Below are 22,622 nucleotides of genomic sequence, written 5' to 3'. Positions count from 1 at the left end.
ATACTGTGAAAGTTTTAGTTGTGGGGAACGGAGGTCGCGAACACGCGATCGCAAAAAAACTGCTAGAATCTACGCGGATTAAACAAGTATTCTGCGTACCGGGCAACGGCGGCACAGCTACAACCAAAGGCTGTCAAAATCTGTCGCTCAACATCGACGACTTCCAAGGCATCGAACGCTTTGTGATGGTCAACAACATCGGATTAGTCATCGTCGGCCCCGAATTGCCCCTATCGCTAGGCATCGCCGACTATTTCCAACAGCGAAAAATGATGATTTTCGGCCCCACCAAAGCCGGCGCCCAAATTGAATCCAGCAAATCCTGGGCCAAAGAATTGATGCTCGAAGCAGGCATCCCTACACCCAAAGCCGCCGTATTTACAGACGCAGAAGCAGCCAAAGCATACGTTCTGGAACAAGGAACCCCCATAGTCATCAAAGCAGACGGACTCGCATCAGGCAAAGGAGTAACCGTTGCCACCACCGTCAAAATGGCTCACAGCGCCATCAACACCATTTTCCGAGGCGAATTCGGCACCGACAACATCCGAGTCGTCGTCGAAGAATTCTTAACAGGTCAAGAAGTCTCGATTCTCGCCCTCACCGACGGCATCACAGTGGAACCGTTGCTGCCGGCCCAAGACCACAAAGCTATCGGCGAAGGCGACAAGGGAGCCAACACCGGCGGTATGGGGGCCTACGCCCCAGCGCCTATTGTCACCCCGGAACTCATGGAAAGGATTCAAGAAGAAATTCTCGAACCCACCCTCGCAGCACTGCAAAAACGCAAAATCGACTACCGGGGTGTACTCTACGCAGGTTTAATGATTACGCCCGAAGGAGAACCCACAGTCTTAGAATTCAACTGCCGTTTCGGAGACCCCGAAACTCAAGCGGTTTTGTCGCTGCTGGAAACTCCTTTGGAAGATTTGGTGCTCGCCTGCTGTCAGCAGCGTCTCGGTGAATATTCTATTCGCTGGAAGTCGGGGGCCTCTGTGTGCGTAGTTTTAGCTTCTGGGGGTTATCCTGGAAGTTATCAAAAAGGCAAAGTTATTACAGGTATCGAGGAAGCTGAAGCCAAAGGAGCAGAAGTTTTTCACGCCGGCACCCAGTTGAAGCAGCAGCAGTTGGTGAGCGACGGCGGCCGGGTTTTGGGCGTCACTGCGGCGGGAGAAACTTTGGAACAAGCTATCTCCAAAGCTTATGCAGCAGTTGATTGCATCCAATTTGAAGGGGTCTACTGCCGTCGGGACATCGGTCGCCGAGCTCTGGACGATAAAAATTAGGAATTCCGGCATCGACCGCCATCCGAAAGCCAAGCAATCTCAATGTAGAAATGTAACAATGAAGTTTGGTATCTCTGGGGTGGCGGTAGCGGACAAGTCGCAGCAGAAAATTCGATCGGGAACCAACGGAATTGATCTTGCTTTTAATATTGAACTGGTGAACTGGTGAAATGCTGGCCATACTAAACAAAATCGGAGAAATTATTGCCCGCTGGTGGTCGGATTTTACCCTCCAGACCCGCCTGATGGCCGGTGCTACCCTCGTAGTGTCGTTAATTATGAGCGGCCTGACATTCTGGGCCGTGAATACTATCCAGCAAGACGCCCGACTTAACGATACTCGCTACGGCCGCGACCTCGGCCTGCTGTTGGCGGCAAATGTGGCGCCGCTGATTGCCAAAAACGATCGCTCCGAAGTCGCCCGCTTTTCCCGCCAATTTTACAGCAGCACCTCCAGCGTCCGCTATATGCTTTACGCCGACGAAGCGGGAGATATTTTCCTGGGGATTCCTTTTTCGGAATCGGAGGTGGAAACTTCTCTGACCCTGCGCCGCCAAATTAAACTCCCGGATAATTTTATTGCCGATATTGAGGCGAGAAATTTAACTTCTTTGCCTTTGGTACGACAACACTTGACGCCAGATGGAGAAGTAACAGACGTATTTGTGCCGCTAATTCACGAAGACAAATATTTGGGAGTTTTGGCGATCGGCATTAACCCAAATCCCGCAGCAGTTATCTCTTCAAATCTGACTAGGGATGTCACTTTAGCAGTGTTTGTCACTATTTGGGTGATGGTAATTTTGGGAGCTGTATTTAATGCCCTGACAATTACTCAGCCGATAAAACAATTAGTCTTTGGAGTCAAAAACATCGCCAGCGGGAATTTTAAGCAGCGAGTTGACCTGCCTTTGGGTGGAGAATTAGGCGAGTTGATCGGCAGTTTCAATGAGATGGCCCAGAAACTCGAAAGTTATGAAGAACAAAATATTGAAGAGTTGACAGCGGAAAAAGCTAAGTTAGAAACTTTGGTTTCAACTATTGCTGACGGGGCGCTTTTATTAGACGCAAATTTGCAGGTGATTTTAGTTAATCCGACGGGGATGCGGATTTTTGGATGGGAAGGTAAAAATGCGCTTCAAGTTAATGTTCTGAACATTTTACCTGCAGAAGTGCAGCAGGAGTTGGCCAGACCATTACACCAAATAGTGGCGGGCGAGCGCGAAGGTGGCGAATTTCGCATCTCGATGAGCGAACCAGTCAATCGTACAATTCGGATTGTTTTAACTACAGTCATTCTGCACAAAGCGCCGGGTGCCGAACCGCTGTGCAAAAGCTGCGTCCGCCACGAGGAAGATACCTGTACCGAGTCGCAACGCCCGGTAGCTATAGAGTGTACTTTCTACGAGCAAACTTCCAAGCATCAAGGTTCTGGACATTACCGGGAAAGTCTCAAAGGCATTGCAATGACAGTGCAGGACATCACTCGGGAAGTAGAACTCAATGAGGCTAAAAGCAATTTTATCAGCAATGTTTCTCACGAATTGAGAACACCTTTATTTAATATCAAATCTTTTATCGAGACTCTCCACGAGTACGGAGAAGACCTTCTAGAAAGCGAGCGCAGGGAATTCCTAGAAATTGCCAATCGAGAAACCGATCGACTAACTCGTTTAGTTAACGACGTGTTAGACTTGTCGCGGCTCGAATCCTGCCGAGTTTATCACTTGGATGCTGTTGACCTCCCGCAAGCTGTGGAACAAACCCTGCGGACTTATCAGTTGAATGCTAAGGATAAAGGCATCGAACTAGAGCAACAAGTTGACCCGTGTTTGCCGCCTGCTTTAGGTCATTACGATTTGCTGCTGCAAGTATTTGCAAATTTAGTAGGAAATGCCTTAAAATTTACGCAATCCGGCGGCAAGGTGGCAATTCGAGCGTATTTGCTAGAGTCGGAGGCAACCACCCACAAAGGCGACAAATCCGGCAACCACAAGTTGTCACCAAATGCCGGACATTTTCCGGTAGTGCGGATCGAAATTTCTGATACTGGAATTGGCATAGATCCCGAAGACCAACAAGCAATTTTCGATCGCTTTTTCCGGGTAGAAAACCGAGTACACACTTTAGAAGGAACGGGATTAGGTCTTTCTATTGTCAGAAACATTATTGACAAGCACCACACTAAAATTAATTTAGTTAGCGAAGTTAATGTGGGTACGACTTTCTGGTTCGACTTGGCAGTTTACCAGCCGAAACAAACAGTAGAGATGGAAAATTCAATGCCCGTGGAAGCAGCGGTGGAGAGTGAAACAATTGCGAGTCATGTTAAGTAAACACGACTTACGCATAGCCTTATACATATAGCGTATTTTAGGGGCAATGCCCGGTGGTTTCCCCTCTTCAGAGGATAGTTGCCTAAGTTCTGGTAATTTAGCCCAATTCAACGTCAAACTCGATGGCTATTATAACCCAGACTTTTACAGCCGTGTGGGTTCTGGGTATTCTGTTTTTTTAGGTGTGTCTACTTAGTTATTGCAGTTTAGACTAAAAAGTGCGATCGCACTCAAGTCTGTAGATTAATCAGCCTGACCCAATGCTGACATCATCAGTGTTGATTATCCTTAGCTGTCCTATCTAAGCTCAATTTTACCGATAAAACTACATACCAACACCAATAAGTACCGATACCAAATAATCCCCCCTCTGTCAAATTAGTCATTAGCATAAATGTTAATAGATACAAAGGCAAACCAGACTCGGGAAAACTTTCTTTAACTAGGTACTTTATACCTCTAAATATATTATTTAAAAATGACAAAATAAACAATAACAATCCGACCCAACCCAGTTCGCAAAGTATATCAATAAAACCATTGTGAGAGTGCGGTGGCACAAAACCCGATTTAACTACTATAATTCCGTAAGCTGGGTTTTCCAAGCCACGCCAAGGCTGCCAAAATCCAGCCATTCCATAACCAAATATGGGATGATTTTGATTAATTCGATCAATAATTAAAGGCCAAAAATCGGTTCTACCCGTTAAAGTCATATCTTTTTTCAAACCATCCACAATAATAGCCTCTAAATTATTTAACACCAAAATACTTATACCTATACTCCCCACCAAAAATAAGATAAAGCAGAGAAAAGCCCATTTAACAGGTAATTTTTTTAATAAAGCTAAATAACTCCACAAACTGATTAATACCACTGTCAAAATCCGACTAGCACCACTACAACCTTTTTGCAATCCTACTAAAGCTATTAAAGTTATAAATAATGAGAAATATCGATATTTACGCTCCTTAACAGCATATAATATCCATAAAGAAGCTGTATTAGCCATTTGAAAAGAAAAAGGGTTTTTATGACCAAAAACTCCTGTCCAACAACCGTCCAGTGCTGGATTTGGTTTCACCACTCCCCATAAAGCTAATAAACCAGTTAGCCATCTCAATAATCCATAAATTTCCAACCAACTATACACTTTCCCTACATAAATAGAAACCATTGTTATTCCCCACATAGCAAAAATAGCACGAAAAGTAATTTCAGGAGTTTGTGACCACAAGCCCGACAAAGTCATAGTCAACAAAAACAAACCTAAACAAATGTCTCCTGCTATCCATTTAATGAGTAGAGAGACTGTTTTTTTTGTAGTTTTAGTTAGTCGGGGAAATAAGATTAATATCATGGCACCATAAATGGCAATTTGACCAATAATCGTTGGGGGTGTACTTTCTAAGTTGTATAAAACTTTAGGATGGAGTTTGGTAAAGGGCATCGCTATGATCCCTGAACCACCAGTGATGGTAAAAAAAAGTATCCCCACAAAAATCTTTTCTAATGTGACACCCAATTTGGGATGGCGTGCGACTAAAATATAAATAGTCACAAAGATGACAACCGCTAAACAAAACAGCATCAACGCAAACATCGGCACTCTTAAAATATCTTTCATGGCTTGACCTCTATCATCAAATTTGTTACTACCTATGAAATGGCTTACCCTTCCTGCCTTACAAGTGCCACTGCTGGCGCTGGTACTTACTCTCTCTTACCCTCAAATAAACCTCGCTCAGTCCCCAGCCCCTCCAATAAGCATTAATACTGACTACTATCTAGGTGGTGGAGACAATATTAGAATTGATATCTACGATCTGCCCCAGCTTAGTGGGGAGTATCAAATTCCCGCTGGGGGAGCTATTCAAATCCCGATTATTGGTAGTATTCCCCTTCAAGGATTAACTTTACAAGAGGCAGCCCAAGTTATTACTAGAGCTTATGGCAGGGTCGTAAAAAGACCTTTAGTTACCATCAGCTTACAAGCTGCCCGCCCGCTCAATATTTGGTTATCTGGTGAAATCAGTCGTCCCGGCTCCTACTCATTGCCCCTAGCTAATGGAGGTGGAAACAGACCATCAGTTCAGTTTCCCACCCTTCCTCAAGCTTTAGAAAAAGCTGGGGGTATTCGAGCCAGCGCTGATATCCGCCGGATAATTATCCGACGTCGTATCAAGGCTAACCAAGAAGTAACTATCACTTATAACCTGTGGGATTATTTACAAACTGGTCAAACAAGCCAAGACATCACGTTGCGAGATGGAGATCAAATATTGGTTCCCCCTCAAGAAACAATTAACTTAGCAGAAACAAATCAAGTTAGTGAATCTAATTTTTCTATACCCGCAGAGCAACCCCGTACTGTCTCAGTATTCGGAGAGGTGAAGCGTCCCGGTAGATATGTAGCGATCGGTGGTGATACCCAAAATGGTCAAAGAAGCAACGGACAACCGACCATCATTCGTGCTCTACAGCTAGCTGGTGGCATCACATCAATCGCCGATATTCGCCAAATCCAACTCCAACGTTATACTAGAAGTGGCAAACAACAAATCCGCACTATTAACCTCTGGCAATATTTGCAAGAACAAGATACCTCTCAAGATACTATACTACAAGAAGGGGATATCATCTTTGTCCCAACAGCGACGGCTATCGACCCAGGAGAAGTTTCTGTTCTAGCTACTGCTAGCTTTGCTCCGGTGACTGTGCAAGTGAGTGTTATCGGAGAAGTCAATACTCCGGGCGGGCTCAAATTACCTCCTAATACTACCTTAAATCAAGCAATTATGAGTGCGGGGGGTTTCAGACTAAGTCGCGCTAACTCTAGAGCCGTGGAACTGATCAGGCTGAATCCTAATGGAACTATATCCCGATCGGAAGTAGCAATTAATTTGAATCAAGGAATAGATGCTCAAACCAACCCACTTATTCAAGATAATGACATAATTATAGTGGGACGATCGAGGACTGCTACCTTGGTAGACACCATTACCACTGTTCTCACACCAGCTAGTAGTATTATTGGTGGAATTCTCGTTCCCACGAGACTTCTAGAGTTCCTCAGAATATTAGGAAATTAGGAATTTAACAACATTTCTATTATGGACAAAAAACTGTTTTCTTCTATCAAAAATGACCTTAATGGTCAATATCTGTCTGTCCCCTCCGCTAATTACCTAGCTAGTACCCCAGAAGAGGATGACCAAGTCCTTGATATTAATTGGGTAATAGCTGTCGTTAAACGTCGCCTTCTGGTGATGGCAATAGTAGCTGCCAGCCTAGCTGCTTTGAGCGGTACTTTCGTGCTCAGGGCTGCCAAAAAATCTATTACTGAGTATGAAGGAAAATTTACAGTTTTAGCAGAACCCCTTACGACTGACGATCGGCTATCAAAGCTTTTAGTCCAAGCTCAAAATAATAGTATAGGTATCACAGACTTGAACAAAATTAAGTCCTCAGCGGAAGACGGTTCCTCGGTGGACTATCAGAGTTTAACGCGGGTTTTAAAAAGCCCAGAAGTGCTAATACCATTAGTTAATAAATTGCAACAAAGATATCCAAATTTTGACTATAAAAATCTCAACAGCCGCTTGACTATCCAACGTGTTACTTTCTTGCGAGATGGGAAGCAGGGGGGTACTAAACTCCTAGATATTAGCTACCGCGATCGAGACCCCAAGCGCATCAAATATGTGCTGGAAGAAATTGCCAAATATTACCGAGAATATATGGGCAAAGAGCGCGTAAGAGTTAGCAAACAAAGTCTTGATTTTATCGCTAGACAAATGTCTCCCCTGCAGCAGCAAGTAGATAACTTGCAACAAGAATTACAAATATTAAGAATTAAGTATAACTTTAATCAACCAGAACTACGCAGCCGCAGCCTATCAGATCAGCTAGATAGTATAACTAATCGTCGCCTAGAAGTGCAAGTACAACTAGCAGAAAGTAGGCAGCAATATGAAAGCTACAAAAAAAGATCTTTAACGGGCGATAATCGTTGGATTGTTGATATTAGCCCCAAGTCTTATGAAAGTTTAATGAGCAAAGTAAATGAAATAGAGTCGCAATTAGCTTTAAGCTCTACTCAATTTTATGAAAATAGCCTTCCTATTCAATCTTTGCGGGAAAAGCAGCAAAGTTTGCGCGATTTAATGCAAAGAGAAGCTGACTCTGTCCTCTTTCAGATGAAATCACAACTAGGACAGTTGGAAGCTCGCGAGCGATTGATAACTAATAGCCAAAATTTAGTGCAAGCAAAAATTACTCAAATGCCCCAAGCTCAACGTCGCTATGATGACATACAATTAAAACTAGAACTAGCTAAAGATACTCTCAAACTGTTCCTAGACAAACAAAAAACTTTACAGCTAGATGCTGGTCAAATTGATGGCTCTTGGCAAATTATATCTAAACCACAGTTAGTCACAGACGAAAAGGGTAATATCTATCCAGTAACACAAAAACCAACTCGCCGCCAACTAGCGATCGCGATAGTTATTAGCAGTTTACTAGGCATTGCTGTAGGTTTTCTAGTAGAAGTTTTAAATACGGTTTTTCATACTCCAGAAGAAATCAAATCAGCAACTAAACGCCCTCTTTTGGGAGTAATTCCGATCGCCAAAGCAATAAAAATTAAATCTCGTAGAGGCGAAAGTGTTCCACCTCAATTCACTAGCGTAAGTTCACCTACTAAAAGTGCAAGCTTAAAACGAATAATAGTATCAAATTACAAAGATTTTCCGGTGATAGAGGCATTTCACTACTTATACACAAATATTCAGTTATTAAATGCTGAACACCCGATAAGTTCTTTAACCATCACTTCGACCATTAAAGGTGAGGGTAAATCCACTGTAGCAGTTTATTTAGCTAAAACTGCTTCTGCCGTGGGTAAACGAGTATTATTAGTAGATGCTAATATGCGTTTTCCTCAAGTACACAAATACCTTAACCTATCAAATATGAGAGGTTTAAGCGATACTTTGACTTCAGATTTAAGCTTAAATGAAGCTATTCAGCGATTGCCCGACGATGACAATCTTTTTGTCCTCACTGCTGGTACTGTTCCCCCAGATCCAATTACATTACTTTCTTCCAGAAAGATGCACTATTTAATGGAACAATTCCTAGTCTTATTTGATTTAGTAATTTACGATACGCCACCTTTAATGGGTTTAGCGGACGGTCATTTACTAGCTTCTCAAACTGATGGTACAGTGCTGATAGTAAAAATTGAAAAAACCGATCGCGGCATGGTAAGTAAAGCCTTAGATCAACTAAAGGTAGCCGATTTTAAAGTATTGGGAGTAGTAGCTAATGGGGTTAAATGAGGGTAAAATGGAGTGAGAGAGCCGAAGGAAGAAGTAAGACAATTATTTTATTTTTATTTTTGAGAAGTAATAAATTACAGGATATGGGTTTGGAGTTAGCCTATAGTTGGATTATTTTGGGAAACTGGTATAAGAAATTGATGTAAAATGCAAGATTAAGTAAATTAACCTAATTAAACGTAAAACGATCGGGTTGTTAGCTCCCCGATTTCTTTAAGAAATCGGGGAGGTAATTAGATCGATACTTAAGAAAGAGCCTTTCTAGCACGTTCCGATCGCTCTTCTGCGGTATCCATAACATCCGCCATTTTATCCACCATTTCCCCGGGGTAATTTTCCAGTACCCGAGTAGAAAGCGAAATCCGGCCGCGACCTTCATCGAGGTCAACTACCAGCGCTTTCAGGGGTTGACCGGGAGCAAAGAGCTTTCCAAGGTTATCAATATATTTTTGGCTGACTTGCTTGATGTGCAGCAAACCGCTAACTCCTTCCAAGTCCACAAACACGCCAAAAGGCTTGATACTGCTGACTTTTCCTTCCACCAACTGGCCGATTTGCAAATCCTTGAAGGCATTCGATTGAGTAGCCATCCGCTGGGAAAGTACGAGTTTTTCTCGTTCGCGATCGACCTCCAAAAAATTAACGCTCAAAGATTGACCGATCAGCGATTCTAGGTTGTCGCGTTCCACTAAGTGCGATCGAGGAATAAAACCGCGCATTCCCTGAACATCTACAGTCACGCCGCCCTTATTCGCCCCAGAAACCCGCACTTGAAGAACTTTACCGGTTTCCTGCAATTCAATTAAATCTTCCCAAGCTTGCTGAATTTGTAACTGCCGCAGAGACAAAGTAACTTGGCCATCTGCATCTTGTTCGCGGATAATCAAAAAGTCCCGTTCCTCGTCCAGCGGAACCACTTCCGACAAATCCGTTACTGTTCTCAAAGCAGCCTCTTCGATCGGCAAAAAAGCCGAAGACTTGCCGCCGATATCAACATACGCGCCGTTTGAGTCGTACTCGAACACTTTGCCGCGCACTACTTGTCCCTTCTGGAACTCGTAATTGTGCTGTTCGAGGGCTTTAGCAAAATCATCCATTGAAAAGGATGCTTTTGCGCTTTGAGAACCTGTAGATTTGGAATTCATGTCAGTTTAGTTGTCAGTTGTCAGTAATTTAGTTGTCACTTGTCAGTAGAAAAATTTTCCCACTCTCCCCATCTTCCCATCTCCCCATCTCCCCATCTCCCACTCTCTAAGCTGGTTGAAGTTGCTGATGAAATAGCTGCTTCACCTGCATCCACGAGTCGGCTGCTGCCGTAGCGTCGTAACTGCCGCGGTGGTCGCAGAAGAAGCCGTGATCGGCATTGTAGCGGAAAATTCGGTGAGAAATACTGTGTTTTTGCAATTCTGCGGCGATTTGGTCAACTTGTTCTAACGGAATGCTGGGGTCTTGAGTGCCGAAAAAGGCGTAGAGAGTGCCTTTAATGTCTGCTGTGCGGGCGATCGTGGGGCTTGGGCCACCGGGGGTTTGAGTGGCGATACCGGCGCCGTAGAACGACGCTGTAGCCTTGATTTCGGGCAAAGTAGCGGCAAGGTAGGCGACGTGTCCCCCAAAGCAGAAACCGATGCAGCCAAAACCTTGCTGTTTGACAGAGGGTAGAGTTTTGAGGTAATCGATAGCGGCTTGGATATCGCCCAGAAGTTGGGATGCGGTGGTTTGTTCTTTGTATTTTCTGCCGATTTTGATGTCTTCGGGTGTGTAGCCGGTTTCAAAGCCGGGGGCTTGACGTTGGTAAATGGCTGGGGCGATCGCCACATATCCTTCTTTTGCTATTCTTTCAGTAACTTCGCGGATGTGCGAATTGACGCCAAAGATTTCTTGAATCACAATAACTGCGGGAAATTGCCCTTCTGCTGCGGGTTGGGCTAGGTAAGCAGCGATTTGCAAATCTCCGTTGGGAAATGTGATGTTAGCTGTGCGAATTTCTGAGTTAGCCATAGCGAGTTTTAGTGCAAATTTTGCTATAGAGCAATCTTATTTCATTTTTGAACTATATTTTTTTTAACGAACCGCGAAGGCGCGTTAGCGAAGCAGTTCGTTACAAAAATCTATTTTACAATATCGCATTACCAGGAAATCTCTGCTTTAAAACAGGCATTACCGGACAAGGTTTTTGCTCCTGCAAATTCTCCGGTTTGTTCCAAGTAAAAGGCCCTTTCTTCTCCGCAGCCATCCACAGCAAGCTTTTTGCTCGCGTCATCGCCACATACAGCAGTCGAAACTCTTCTGCTGTTTTCAAATAACCTGCTTGTTCCCATGCTTCGCCTAAATTTGGTAAAGGATATTTTTCGTGCAAACTTGCTCGAATTTGCGCTCTCGCTACCTCTGCTAAAGTGAAATCTCCTAAAAATCTGGCTTGGGGCAAAACTCGCAAATTTCCGGGGATGGTTTGTTCGTGTAAAAACGGCAAAAATACACAATCCCAATCTAATCCTTTAGCTTTGTGCATGGTAATAATTGTTAGTTGACCTTTGCTGGTGTAGCGTTCTTCTATTTTGTCGTCTGCATCCACAGGTTCAAATCTTTCGGAACTGACAATTTCGCTCAGTACGTCCAAAATATTGCGCATTGAATTATTGCCGGCTGTTTGGATTGCTACCCGTTCTGCTAATTTGTCGGCGGTGGCTAATTCTGTTTGGTCGTATTGCAGCGCTAAGGCTAAAAATGAGATGATTTGGTAGGGCGGGAGTTCTAAGCTAGCTTGCAGCAAACCGCAGCAAAAATAGCGGCATTTGCGAACTGGTTCTGACTGCTGCGGGTCTAGAGGGCCTGGGTAAAGAAATTGCTCGGGGCTGGTAGCAAAAGCATTGTAGTCTTGTTTGGGGATGAGTTGCCGATCGCTCAAAATCTTTAATGCTGCTTTTAGGTAGTCTGGAGAGTGCGGGCGATCGAGAAATTGCAGTAATGTTAAGATTTCCCAAGGCACTTGAGAATGTCTGTCGCGCTCTCCCACATCCTCAATTTTAATCCCGTATTTCCGCAAATCAAAGCTTAATCCGTGTTTTTTCGGATTCTCCAGCATTTCTTTGATAAACTTGCCTTGTTTGTTTTCTCGCACCAAAACAGCCATCGATTTAAGAGTTTCTAACGGCAATTTTTGACGATGTTCTACATCGCTCGCTTCACCCACAGCTTCGAGATTTTTCTCATTGCTTCCTAATTCAAAATCGGCAGGTAAAAATTCTTCAACTAACTCAAGTACCCGCTTGCCAATTAACTCAACTGTATGGTAAATATCGCGGGGAGTATGCAATTCTAAGCCTCGACCAATGGGGGCGGAATTTGCATTGTGCTGCGGGTCATCGCTGGGTACTGGCTTAATAGTTTGGTCGCGAAAAGGTTGTTCTGTTCCCGCTAATTTCGAGCTATTTACCCATTTCAACATAAAGTTAGCTGCATCGATAATCACCTGGGTGCTGCGACCTGCACCGTCCATTGTCGCTAACTTATTTTCGACTTCGCACTCATCGCAAAATTGGTTAAAATAAATCGGGTCGGCGGGAGTGAAAGTAGAATTAATCGCTTGATTTGGGTCGCCAACTCTGATAAAATTGGGAGGTGAGTTAGGACGCTCCGGATCGATCGCCAATGTTTCCAAAAGCCTAGTTTGCAAAGGTGTCGAATCCTGCGCTTCGTCCTCAAAAACGGCAAATACTTGCTTTTGCTCGATCGCCCTCGCCCTCGGATTGTCCAACACCCGCAAAGCCGCTAAAATCATCTCGTCGTAATCGATGAATTCGCGACTCCTCAACAAAGCCTGATATTTTTGATATAAACCCCCAGCTACCGCTAAAATCTCATAACCGTCCCCAGTATCAAGAGCGCTCATTTCTAACAACTGTTCGGGAAATAAACCCGAAGATTTTGCCTCGTGAATCACAGTTTTAGCTACCTGCGGCAAAATTTCCGTCCGCAAAACCGATTGTCGCCGCAGCCTCTCCGTTTCTTCTCCGTCGAATTGCTGTCCTTCCAACAAAACTTGATATCGGCGGGGATTTTCGGCAATCCAAAGTTCTACACAGGTGCGAATTAATCGGTGACTTTGAGTGGGAGTAACTAAAGTTGAATTTTCTAAATTTAAACCCGACAAATCAGGATGGCGCATCGCAATATTCAAAGCTAAACCGTGCAAAGTGTGCACCGCAAAACCGCCTTGAGATAAAGACAATTCTGCCAATCTTTCCCGAATTTTAGCTTTAATATTAGCAGCAGCCGATCGCGTAAATGTCACGACAATTAACTGGCGGCGGTTGTGAAGCTGGTTGCGGGCGATCGCAATTGCCGACGCAGCAGCCATTCCCGTAGACTTCCCGGCCCCCGGAACCGCCGAAACAGCAAGGGGGCCGCCTTGCCAATCCGCCATGTCCTGCTGCCCCGCACGCAAGCTTTCGCGAATTTTAAGGCAAGCTTGTTCTCGCAAAACGGCCGCAAACCCTGATTCGGAAAGCGCTGAGGCTACATCCGGGCGATCGATTTCCGTTGTCGATCGCATAAAATCAGTATCAAATTCATCTGTCATTCGATTTTAGATTTTAGATTTTAGATTTTAGATTAGAAAAATATTTGTCGCGTTCAGCCTTTTTAAACGGTATCAGAAACCGATTTGCTTTAGTTGCGATCGCCTATGCCCAGAACCCAAACCGTTAATCGATTTTAGATCTTAGATTTTAGATTTTAGATTGAATAAAGCGACCTCGCTCATAAATCCGGGGGTTGGCGATGGGGAGCGAGGAGCTTTTTTCTCGCTCCACGGATGAATCCGGGGACTTGTGACCAAATTGTTTTCGGTCATCACACCGATATTTATTGGCTTTCATCTGCGTTCATCTGCGTTCATCTGCGTTTATCTGCGGTTAAAAATCCCAAAGTATTCAACCTCTACCGTTTCCATTTCGGTATCGGCTAAACTAATCCTATCTATTCGAGCTTAAATTGAAACCAGCATAAAATTCAATACCCAAGCCTTTTTTAGAGGAGTCACCCAAAATGAAAACTCACCTCAAAATCAATTCCCCCCCGCCCAAGCCAAACCCAAACCCAGCCAACAAAAGCACAACTCGTTTTGCTGTGGCGGTATTCTTAACTTTATCTTCAGCCATTGCTTTGCCTAGCTGCGGAGGAGATTCAACCAGCAGCGCTCCAGGCGGCGCAGGTTCATCCAGCAGCCGTGAAAACCAAGTTGCCGCATTGGCTCCGCCACCCCCACCCGCACCCGAGCCACCAGCCCAAAGGTCAAAAACTCCTGGTGCATCAAAAAAAGCAGCAGAAACTCCAGCAACCCGTCCCCAACTGATTAAAAAAGCCGAACTCAGTGTAGTTGTCAAATCTATTGACGCCAGCACTAAATCTGTTACTAATATTGTCGAAAAACAGCAAGGCGATATCTTGGGTTTCCAAAACCAAAAGCCGCCGGATTCCAGTGTCCGCCAAACGGCGTCTGTGGAGATTCGCGTGCCTCAAGAACGGTTAGAAACTACTTTAGACACTTTGGCAAAACTCGGAACTGTAGAGAACCGTGCTCTGACGGCTGAGGATGTTACCGATCAATTAGTTGACAGCGAGGCTAGGCTGCGGAACCTCCGCAAATCAGAAGAAATGGTGTTAAAAATTATGGAGCGATCGGGATCTGTCGGCGACGTACTCAAAGCTGCTCAAGAGTTGAGCAATATTCGGGAGTCGATCGAACGCATTGACGCTCAGTTAAAAAGTTTGCGAAATCAAGTAGCTTATTCGACTATTAGCTTAACTCTAGAAGCAGCAGTATCGGCTCAACAAACTCAGGAACCTTCTCTAGGTTTGCGGGCGCAGGAAACTTGGGGGAAAGCGACTCATTCTGTGGGCGAATTGACGCTCGGTTTGTTTGGTTTGGGTATTTGGCTGTTGGCTTACAGTCCTTATTTGCTCTTAATTGCGGCTGCGGTTTACGGCTTTAATCGATTTAAGAAACACCATTCTGTTCCGCAAATTCAAGAACCGAAACCGCCTCAGTAGTCAGTAGTCAGTAGTCATTAGTCATTCCACTCACATAAAATTTATGTATTGTGGAAAGGCCGAGAACCCGTTCTTAAAACCAACGACAACTGACAACTGACAACTGACTAATCATCAATTTGCCATCCATCTTTGGTATAGTCTTCATCCACAATCTTTTTCGGACGCATCACCAGAACAACTCGCCCCAAAATAGGAATATCCGGGGATTGTTCAAACCAGTACAGTTCTAAATTGCCAGCGTTATCGGCGAGGAAATAACTTTCAGCATCCCAGTGTCTTTGGGCTCGATCGGCAATAATCAAAACTTCTTCAACTTTGCCTTGCAGCGGTACCGGCAATCGATCGCTCATTCCCAAAACCGCCACCGGATCTTCAGCGTTCAAAATTACCTGCCATCCGGGAATCGCCACCCAAGCTCCCGCTCCGGAAAATTTTACCATTCGGAACGGCTCAATTTCCTCCGGTAAAGGCACTGCCAGCAAATCTCTGGTAGAAAGCGGCAATTTGCCTACAACCGGGACAACGCGCGGCAATTGTTCCTCGGTATCGAGCCGGTAGACTGGCAAGCGGGGCGCTTCCCGTCTTGGAACTACGGTAAAATCGACGAGCAACTGCTCGATTTGCGCCCTAGCGGTTGGGCTGCTAGCTAATTTTAAACCGCGAGCAATTAAGCGCGATCGTTCTTGCAAATCGCTTTTCTGTCTCGCCAATTGCCAGCATTGGTAAGCCATAGCATCGCCGGGAGTGTCTGTGAACCCTTGAGGGAGACTCCCGAAGTGCGAAAACTCCTTGATCGCTTTAGCAACTTGGCGAGCATCGTCAACATCCAAATTGTGGGTTAGCATCAAAGCTGCTGCCCCGGCCCGCTCTACTTGAGAGAGAATCCGAAACTCGTATAAGATATCGCTACCTTTGCCCAGGAAGTGCGATCGAACTTCTTCTGAAGCCCCAGCATTTACCATGCTGGTGTAAACTTGGGCTGCGACGCTTACTTGATTTTGCTGAATTGGCTCAAAACCAGTTTCTTCAAAAATCCTTTGAGAGTTGTAGCCAGCTTTTAGCAGTGCGGTGCAGGCCTGTCCCCACTCTACCCAAGTGCCTTCTTTTCGGCGGAGCGATCGAATTAACTTTTCGGCATCCACAGCATTTGTGGAGGATGCAGATGCAGGAGGGGATGAATCTTGCGGTGTATCAGTCATAATTGAATCAAAAACTAGCGCTAAGTTATGTGTGATTGGATACCGGCAAGGCTCGTGTCGCGGCAGAGCGATAGATTGATAGTAAGTGAGTTATGAGACTATTGTTACAGAATAGTTGCTCGCCTAAATTTACAAAGGGGAGTTTATCGTATTGTTATGGATAATGCCATTTCAGAGCTCGATCAAATTAAACGCCAGCTCATGACACTACACCGACCGAAAAAACCCAAAATGCTGGTAGTAGACGACGAACCAGACAATCTGGATTTACTCTACCGCACTTTCCGACGAGATTTTAACGTGCTCAAAGCTGAGAGCGGAATTCGCGCCTTGGAAGTCCTCGGCATCGAAGGCGAGGTCGCCGTGATCATTTCCGACCAGCGGATGCCAGAAATGAAGGGAACGGAGTTTCTGAGCAAAACCGTGCCTCAGTTTCCGAATACGGTCAGAATTATCTTGACTGGTTTTACGGACATTGAAGACTTGGTGGATGCCATTAACTCAGGACAGGTTTACAAGTATATCACCAAGCCTTGGGACCCGAACGAATTGAAAATGGTGGTGCAAAAGGCGGCCGAGACTTATGAAGTTCTCAAGCAGCGGACTGAGGAATTGCACCGCTCCCAAAATCAAATACAACTGTTAGCAACAATCATGCAAACGGCTGTGGATTATCCGAGTTTGGATGCCAGTTTAGAGCCAATTGCTACTGCTATAAGCGATAATTTTTTGGCGGATGCTTGCATTTTGCAACTGGTGGAAGGAAATGTTTTAGTGCCAGTCCAAGGCAGTCACACCACCAGCAAAACTGTGGAGAATTGGCTGGCAGATGATCCTCTGGTTCGAGAAGCAATTACCTCTCAAACTATTCAGGGTGCTGTGAATATTGCGAACGACCCAGCCCTAGCGAGCCTGCCGCACTATCAGAAATGCGGCATTCAAGCTCACCTGAGCGTCCCGGTGACTCACAAGGGTCGATCGATCGCCCTGGTTTCCATCCAGTGGAAGCAACCTTGTTCCCTGCGCCCCGACGAACTCACAACAATTCACCTCGCGGCCCAAGAAGTTGCTTTGGTATTGACGAGTTTTCAGGGTCATTAGTCATCAGTCATCAGTCATCAGTCATCAGTCATTAGTCCTTAGTCCTTAGTCGGCTCTCAATCTTGAGTCGAAAATGATAGCAAACCAATGATTCTAGACACTAGAACCCGGATCGCTAACAAATAAAAAAGCATTAATGACTGGCGACCGCATGACATGAATAGACGGATTAAGTATTTTTTATGGTTGACCAATTACCAATTACCAATTACCAATTACCAATCACCCATGACAAATGACTAATAACGCCGAACAAATTAAAACTATATTTAATCGAATTGCACCAGTTTACAACCAATTGAACGACTGGTTGAGCTTTGGGCAGCACCGGATTTGGAAGCAAATGGCGGTGAAATGGAGCAGTGCCGGCCCCGGCAATACTTGTTTAGATTTGTGCTGCGGCAGCGGGGATCTAGCTTTGCTGTTGGCAAAACAAGCAGGGCCGACCGGTTGCGTATTTGGAGTAGATTTTTCCGCCGAACAATTAGCTGTTGCGGCCAGGCGCGATCGACCTTTTCTCACCCCTGCAAGTCCCATTTCCTGGGTAGAAGCTGACGCCCTAGACTTGCCTTTTGCCGACAATTACTTCGACTGCGCCACAATGGGTTACGGCCTGCGCAACGTGACTGACATCCCCCGCAGTCTTCAGGAATTGCACCGCGTACTCAAACCCGGTGCAAAAGCCGCTATTCTCGACCTCCACCGCCCCAGCAATTCCCTAATGCGGAGCTTTCAGCAGTTTTATCTAGACACTCTCGTAGTGCCCATTGCTCAGCAATTTGGCATGACTCAAGAATATGCCTACATTAATCCTAGTTTAGAAAAATTCCCGATCGGCGATCGGCAAGTCGCGATCGCCCGCCAAGCCGGATTTGCCACGGCCACCCACTACCCCATTGCCGGAGCTATGATGGGAGTATTGGTACTGGGCAAAGCAATTTAAAATTAAAAATGCTTGCAGTCTAGATCAGCTATCTAACTGTAGGGTGCACCGATCCCTGCGCACCTTACCCTATTTTAATCCCTTATGAATCCGTCTGACATTTGGCTGTTGTTGGCCCCACCTGTAGTGGGAGGAATTATTGGCTATTTCACGAACGATATAGCAATCAAAATGCTGTTCCGCCCCTATCGAGCTATTTATATCAAAGGGCGGCAGTTGCCTTTCACTCCAGGCTTGATCCCCCGCAACCAAGAGCGCTTGGCAAAGCGAATTTCCGACACAATTATGGGTTCGCTGCTGACGCCGGAGGAACTGCAAAACTTGGCGCGCCGCCTCCTACAAACAGAACGGATGCAGTCGATAATTCTCTGGCTTTTGCAGTTGGCGCTGGATCAGGTAAAAGCAGACACGGAGCAAAAAACCGCTAAAATTCTCGCTAACATTCTGCGAGATTTGCTGGGGGAATCTGTGCCGCGAATTCTCAAAGTTTTGGCGCGCCGGGAAGATTTTTTAGAAGTTCAGCTAAATCAAATTTTTGACCAAGTTTTGCTGGAGATTCAGCTAACAGAATCTCAGGCGGCTCAGCTTGCTGATTGGTTGTTGCAAGTAGTAATACCCCCGGAAGTGCTGCGGCAGGCTTTAATTGACTTTTTGACCGATCGCAATATTTCGATCATCGATGAAGGGTTTCGAGAAAAAACCAGTGGCACTTATTGGGTAGTAGCAAATTTGTTTGGTTTGCGCAACACTTTAACTCGGCTGCGGACTTTTTGTCTAGATGACAGAGAAGCGACAAATCAGCGGTTAGCAGAGTTAACTATTTCTTTGGGAATTCGCGGGCGAATTCAGGAATGGCTGCAAAATTTGTCGATGCAAAATTTACCGGTTTCGACTGTGAGACAGTTGCGAAAAACAATGCGCGACAGCGTTCGCAGCTACGTTCAACAGCGGGGTACAGACGTACTTGAGGGGTTGAGTAAATCTATTGACTGGGAAAATATTTCGCGGTTGATTCTCAATCGCTTGCAAACTTCAGCAGTGATGAGCGCTTCCTTGGAAATTGTCAGCAAAGAACTGGCTTTGGTTTTAGAGCGCTATCTAGAGCGGGATTTAGAAAATATTGTAGCTCAGGCTATCCCGATTTTGAATATCGACCAGGTGATTGTCGATCGAGTAAAAGGTACTTCTCCTGAAGAGTTGGAGTTAGCAATTCAGGGAATTGTCCAAAGCGAGTTGCAGGGAATTGTAAATTTAGGAGGCCTTTTGGGTGTTTTTGTCGGCTGTTTGCAGACTATTGTAGTTTGGATTCAGCGGTGATTTATTTCGGCAGTTGTCAGATATTTGTTGTAGTCTAATATTCACTCGATTTGCGCACACAGTACCAAAAACGCGGTTTTGCGGCCGTATTTGCCACCTCAGCCAGAGGGTTTTTGGTAGAAACCGGGTTTTTGTAGCCCCATCCTAATTTACCTATTTCCTAAATCTATGCCAGCCCCAAATTCGGACGATCGCAAATACATCCCAAAAAACCCGCGCAACCTCAGCCGCCAACAATACGAGCGTTTAACCGCAGAAATGGCCACTCCCTACCGGCCTCTGCGCCAGTTTGTCTATGTAGCTTGTGGCGCTTCGGGCTTTATCGGCGGCTTGGTTTTCCTGGCTAAAATTGCCTCGGGCCGGGAAATTGGCTCTGCTTTGCCCAATTTTGCGATCCAAGTCGGAGTCGTGGCTCTGATGGTGTTCCTGTTTCGCTGGGAGCAGCGCGCCGAGAGCCGATCCCCGAAGTCGAAGTAACAAAAGTTTACAAATCGAGACAAAAATCTATCTGAGGCAAGGAAAAGTTAGAAATATAAAGAAATTATTATGAAATCCTGGTTTGTCAGCGATCCCTGTAATGATTATGATGTGGCTTCAATTGGGGTCAGCAAATTTAAAGACCCTAATCATAAACCGCTTGTAATTCGTTCAATTGGGGTCAGCTTTCATAAAGACCCTAAATATATTAAATAAATTTAAGCCCAGCGCCAGCCTTCACTGAAAGAAGAGCTGGCGTTCGGCATTTTGCGAGGCTCGGGAGATTGGGAGATAGAATCAGTAGGGTGCGCACCGCGCACAGAGAAGCTCGTACCAGCGCCCTGAACCGAGTTTTTTGCCTAGCATCCGATATCGGTAATACCAGTTCCCAAAAATCATGCAACTCTAGGCCCATACTCGAAACCACGATGATCGGTCATTTGCAATTCTAAAATCTAAAATCTAAAATCTAAAATCTAAAATGGTATAAGTGCTGGGCGATCGAATAATTTGGCATTTCCCGAAGAGCTTAGTCTGTGCAGTAACTAATGAGATGTGTCAAAGTCGAAGTAGAAAAAGATGTTGGGAGGTTTTACTGTGGGCAGATCATTTTTTAAAGAGCGGTGGACGTTATTTTTAGCAGCAGGTGCGGGAATTGTATTTTACAGCAGTGCTGCGGCGGCTGCCGAAAAGGTAGTGCTCAAATACAGTGCGATCCGAATGACTTTACCAGTCAGCGAATTAGAAATCTTTGCAGAAACTGGGAAAATGTCGCCCGCGTTAGAAATGCTGCTGGGAAAGGCAAAAAAAGATCCGCAAGCTGTTCGCAGCAGTCTGAATAGACCGGTGAAAGTCAGTCAAAGCTTTTTGGATCGGACGCTCAACAGCCAGGTTGGGGAAATAATTCTCGATGAAGTGGGTCAGGTAATTCGCACTCCTTCTGGGAAGGCAAATCGAGAAGCTTTGCGCGAGGCCTTGGTGCTGTCTGCAACTAATGATAATGAGATTACGCTGCTAGAAGCGATGAAAAATTATCCTACTCCAGAAGTTTATGTTGAGGGCGATCGCTTAGTTGAAGCTTACGGTAAACTTGTAGCTTTGTCAGAACAATTGGGCGGCGTTTCAGAACGGCTGCAAGATATTTTGAACAAGATTCGTCTGCCTAGATTGTAGTGGATTTTGTCCAGCAGGGTTGATTGCTTCGACCTAGCACAGAATGTTGCTCAACCTGAATAAATTACAGGGGAGTCACATTTTATTTGTGCAAAATTTGCCTAATTTTGACACCTGTTTAAAAAAAGAATTCAACGGTAGACAAGCTCCAAACCTGACTGCAATCAGTCATTCCCAAATCTTAAATCTTAAATCTTAAATCGTATAACTTGGCTGTACAATCTATCTCTGGATAGATGTTCGACAGTTTACAAAAAGTTGAGATCATCGAGTATAGGTATTTGTGGTGAGGAAAGTATTTGAACCAAAAAATGCGGGAAAGAGCTTGTGTATCCCTGATAAACTGAAATAATATCGGGTGGACATTGCAGATTATCTATCTTAAGATATGGAAACGCTGTCAGAGTAGAGCGAGGCGGAAAAACGGCTGGTCATCAGTAAGCTCGTGGTATAAAAGATGCCATTAGGCAACGTATTAGCAAAAACTCTTGAATCAAAAAAAATGAAATAAAAAACGCAGAGACACCATTAATTAAAACAGTCCATCCATCAACTCTACTTACTGAGTAACATTAGGAAAATGAACAACAATCCAATTCGTTCAAAAGACCGTTTCTTGGTTTTCGGCGCTCCGGCGATCGAAGATGCTGAAATACAAGAATTGGTGGCAACCATGAAAACAGGTTGGTTGGGTACAGGCCCGAAAGTCATGAGATTTCAAGACGAATTCAATGCTTACAAGGGTTCTCAGTACGCGATAGCAGTCAATTCTTGTACGGCGGGACTACACTTGAGCGTCCTCGCTGCTTGCTTGGAACCGGGGGATGAAGTCATTACTACTCCGATGACTTTTTGCGCTACAGTTAATGCGATCATCCACGCCGGGGCAACACCGGTATTGGCGGATGTAGATCCGGTGACAATGAATATTGACCCGGCTCAAGTCGAAGCTAAAATAACTTCAAAAACTAAAGCAATTTTGCCGGTTCACTTCGCGGGTCGTCCCTGCGATATGGATGCGCTTTGCGAAATTGTTAGCCGTCACAGATTGAAGTTAATTGAAGACTGCGCTCACGCGATCGAAACAGAGTACAAGGGGCGGAAAGCAGGCACATTTGGCGACTTCGGATGCTTCAGCTTTTATGTTACCAAAAACATTACGACGGGCGAAGGAGGAATGATTCTGGTCGCCAGTCAAGAAGATACCGACAGGCTCAACATTTTAGCGCTGCACGGTATGAGCAAAGATGCTTGGAAGCGCTTCGGAGACTCGGGTTACAAGCACTACCAAGTGGTGGGAGTCGGTTTTAAATACAATATGATGGATCTGCAAGCTGCGATCGGCATTCATCAAATGAAACGAATTACTCCTTATTGGCAGCGGCGGGAG

16 protein-coding genes are annotated in these 22,622 nt (G+C 45.0%); 11 read left to right on the top strand and 5 right to left on the bottom strand.

From position 1 onward, the window contains the following. Window positions 1-5 precede the first annotated feature (5 nt). Window positions 6-1,286 carry a phosphoribosylamine--glycine ligase gene (gene purD / locus E5S67_RS21820; RefSeq protein WP_172190476.1) on the top strand — a complete coding sequence of 427 codons (1,281 nt, stop codon included), beginning with the start codon at window positions 6-8 and terminating at the stop codon, window positions 1,284-1,286. Between the two features lie 170 nt (window positions 1,287-1,456). After that, window positions 1,457-3,622, top strand: coding sequence for a HAMP domain-containing sensor histidine kinase (locus E5S67_RS21815; protein ID WP_172190475.1), 2,166 nt, complete (start codon window positions 1,457-1,459; stop codon window positions 3,620-3,622). A gap of 272 nt (window positions 3,623-3,894) precedes the next feature. On the opposite strand, the gene E5S67_RS21810 is transcribed toward E5S67_RS21815, so the two are convergent. Next, window positions 3,895-5,250 (bottom strand): O-antigen ligase family protein, encoded by a 1,356-nt coding sequence (locus tag E5S67_RS21810; RefSeq protein ID WP_172190474.1) that lies wholly within the window; start codon window positions 5,248-5,250, stop codon window positions 3,895-3,897. Between the two features lie 34 nt (window positions 5,251-5,284). On the opposite strand from E5S67_RS21810, the gene E5S67_RS21805 reads away from it, so the two are divergent. Both E5S67_RS21805 and E5S67_RS21800 read left to right on the top strand, forming a co-directional pair. Further along, window positions 5,285-6,715, top strand: coding sequence for an SLBB domain-containing protein (locus E5S67_RS21805; RefSeq protein ID WP_172190473.1), 1,431 nt, complete (start codon window positions 5,285-5,287; stop codon window positions 6,713-6,715). 21 nt (window positions 6,716-6,736) lie between these two features. Continuing rightward, window positions 6,737-8,968, top strand: coding sequence for a GumC family protein (locus E5S67_RS21800; RefSeq protein WP_172190472.1), 2,232 nt, complete (start codon window positions 6,737-6,739; stop codon window positions 8,966-8,968). Between the two features lie 245 nt (window positions 8,969-9,213). On the opposite strand, the gene E5S67_RS21795 is transcribed toward E5S67_RS21800, so the two are convergent. The 3 genes from E5S67_RS21795 to E5S67_RS21785 all read right to left on the bottom strand — a co-directional run bounded on the left by E5S67_RS21795 (window position 9,214) and on the right by E5S67_RS21785 (window position 13,547). Beyond that, window positions 9,214-10,113, bottom strand: a complete 900-nt coding sequence (locus E5S67_RS21795) for a S1 RNA-binding domain-containing protein (protein WP_172190471.1) — start codon at window positions 10,111-10,113, stop codon at window positions 9,214-9,216. Window positions 10,114-10,219: 106 nt separating this feature from the next. Then, window positions 10,220-10,966: a dienelactone hydrolase family protein gene (locus E5S67_RS21790; RefSeq protein WP_172190470.1), complete on the bottom strand. Its 747-nt coding sequence runs from the start codon at window positions 10,964-10,966 to the stop codon at window positions 10,220-10,222. Between the two features lie 115 nt (window positions 10,967-11,081). Beyond that, complete coding sequence (locus E5S67_RS21785) at window positions 11,082-13,547, bottom strand: ATP-dependent helicase (protein ID WP_172190469.1); 2,466 nt, start codon at window positions 13,545-13,547, stop codon at window positions 11,082-11,084. A gap of 467 nt (window positions 13,548-14,014) precedes the next feature. Between E5S67_RS21785 and E5S67_RS21780 the strand changes: the two genes are divergently transcribed. After that, window positions 14,015-15,019: a DUF4349 domain-containing protein gene (locus E5S67_RS21780; protein WP_172190468.1), complete on the top strand. Its 1,005-nt coding sequence runs from the start codon at window positions 14,015-14,017 to the stop codon at window positions 15,017-15,019. Window positions 15,020-15,126: 107 nt separating this feature from the next. Here E5S67_RS21780 and E5S67_RS21775 read toward each other — a convergent pair whose 3' ends face one another. Next, window positions 15,127-16,221: a RuBisCO accumulation factor 1 gene (locus E5S67_RS21775; protein WP_172190467.1), complete on the bottom strand. Its 1,095-nt coding sequence runs from the start codon at window positions 16,219-16,221 to the stop codon at window positions 15,127-15,129. 156 nt (window positions 16,222-16,377) lie between these two features. On the opposite strand from E5S67_RS21775, the gene E5S67_RS21770 reads away from it, so the two are divergent. The 6 genes from E5S67_RS21770 to E5S67_RS21745 form a co-directional block, all read left to right on the top strand. Beyond that, window positions 16,378-17,322, top strand: coding sequence for a response regulator (locus E5S67_RS21770; RefSeq protein WP_172190466.1), 945 nt, complete (start codon window positions 16,378-16,380; stop codon window positions 17,320-17,322). Between the two features lie 235 nt (window positions 17,323-17,557). Continuing rightward, on the top strand, window positions 17,558-18,265 hold the full coding sequence (ubiE, locus tag E5S67_RS21765) for a bifunctional demethylmenaquinone methyltransferase/2-methoxy-6-polyprenyl-1,4-benzoquinol methylase UbiE (protein WP_172190465.1): 708 nt from the start codon (window positions 17,558-17,560) through the stop codon (window positions 18,263-18,265). An 84-nt stretch (window positions 18,266-18,349) separates the two neighbouring features. Further along, entirely contained in the window at window positions 18,350-19,582 is a 1,233-nt protein-coding gene (locus tag E5S67_RS21760) for a DUF445 domain-containing protein (RefSeq protein WP_172190464.1), read from the top strand. A 168-nt stretch (window positions 19,583-19,750) separates the two neighbouring features. Further along, window positions 19,751-20,059, top strand: a complete 309-nt coding sequence (locus tag E5S67_RS21755) for a DUF3493 domain-containing protein (protein ID WP_172190463.1) — start codon at window positions 19,751-19,753, stop codon at window positions 20,057-20,059. 597 nt (window positions 20,060-20,656) lie between these two features. Continuing rightward, window positions 20,657-21,232 carry an alpha/beta hydrolase gene (locus tag E5S67_RS21750; RefSeq protein WP_172190462.1) on the top strand — a complete coding sequence of 192 codons (576 nt, stop codon included), beginning with the start codon at window positions 20,657-20,659 and terminating at the stop codon, window positions 21,230-21,232. Window positions 21,233-21,812: 580 nt separating this feature from the next. Further along, the coding region (locus E5S67_RS21745; protein WP_172190461.1) for a DegT/DnrJ/EryC1/StrS family aminotransferase at window positions 21,813-22,622 on the top strand (810 nt) is incomplete at its 3' end.

This window comes from Microcoleus asticus IPMA8, assembly GCF_013179805.1.
Lineage (GTDB): Bacteria > Cyanobacteriota > Cyanobacteriia > Cyanobacteriales > Microcoleaceae > Microcoleus > Microcoleus asticus.
This window is presented reverse-complemented; position numbering and strand designations above follow the sequence as displayed.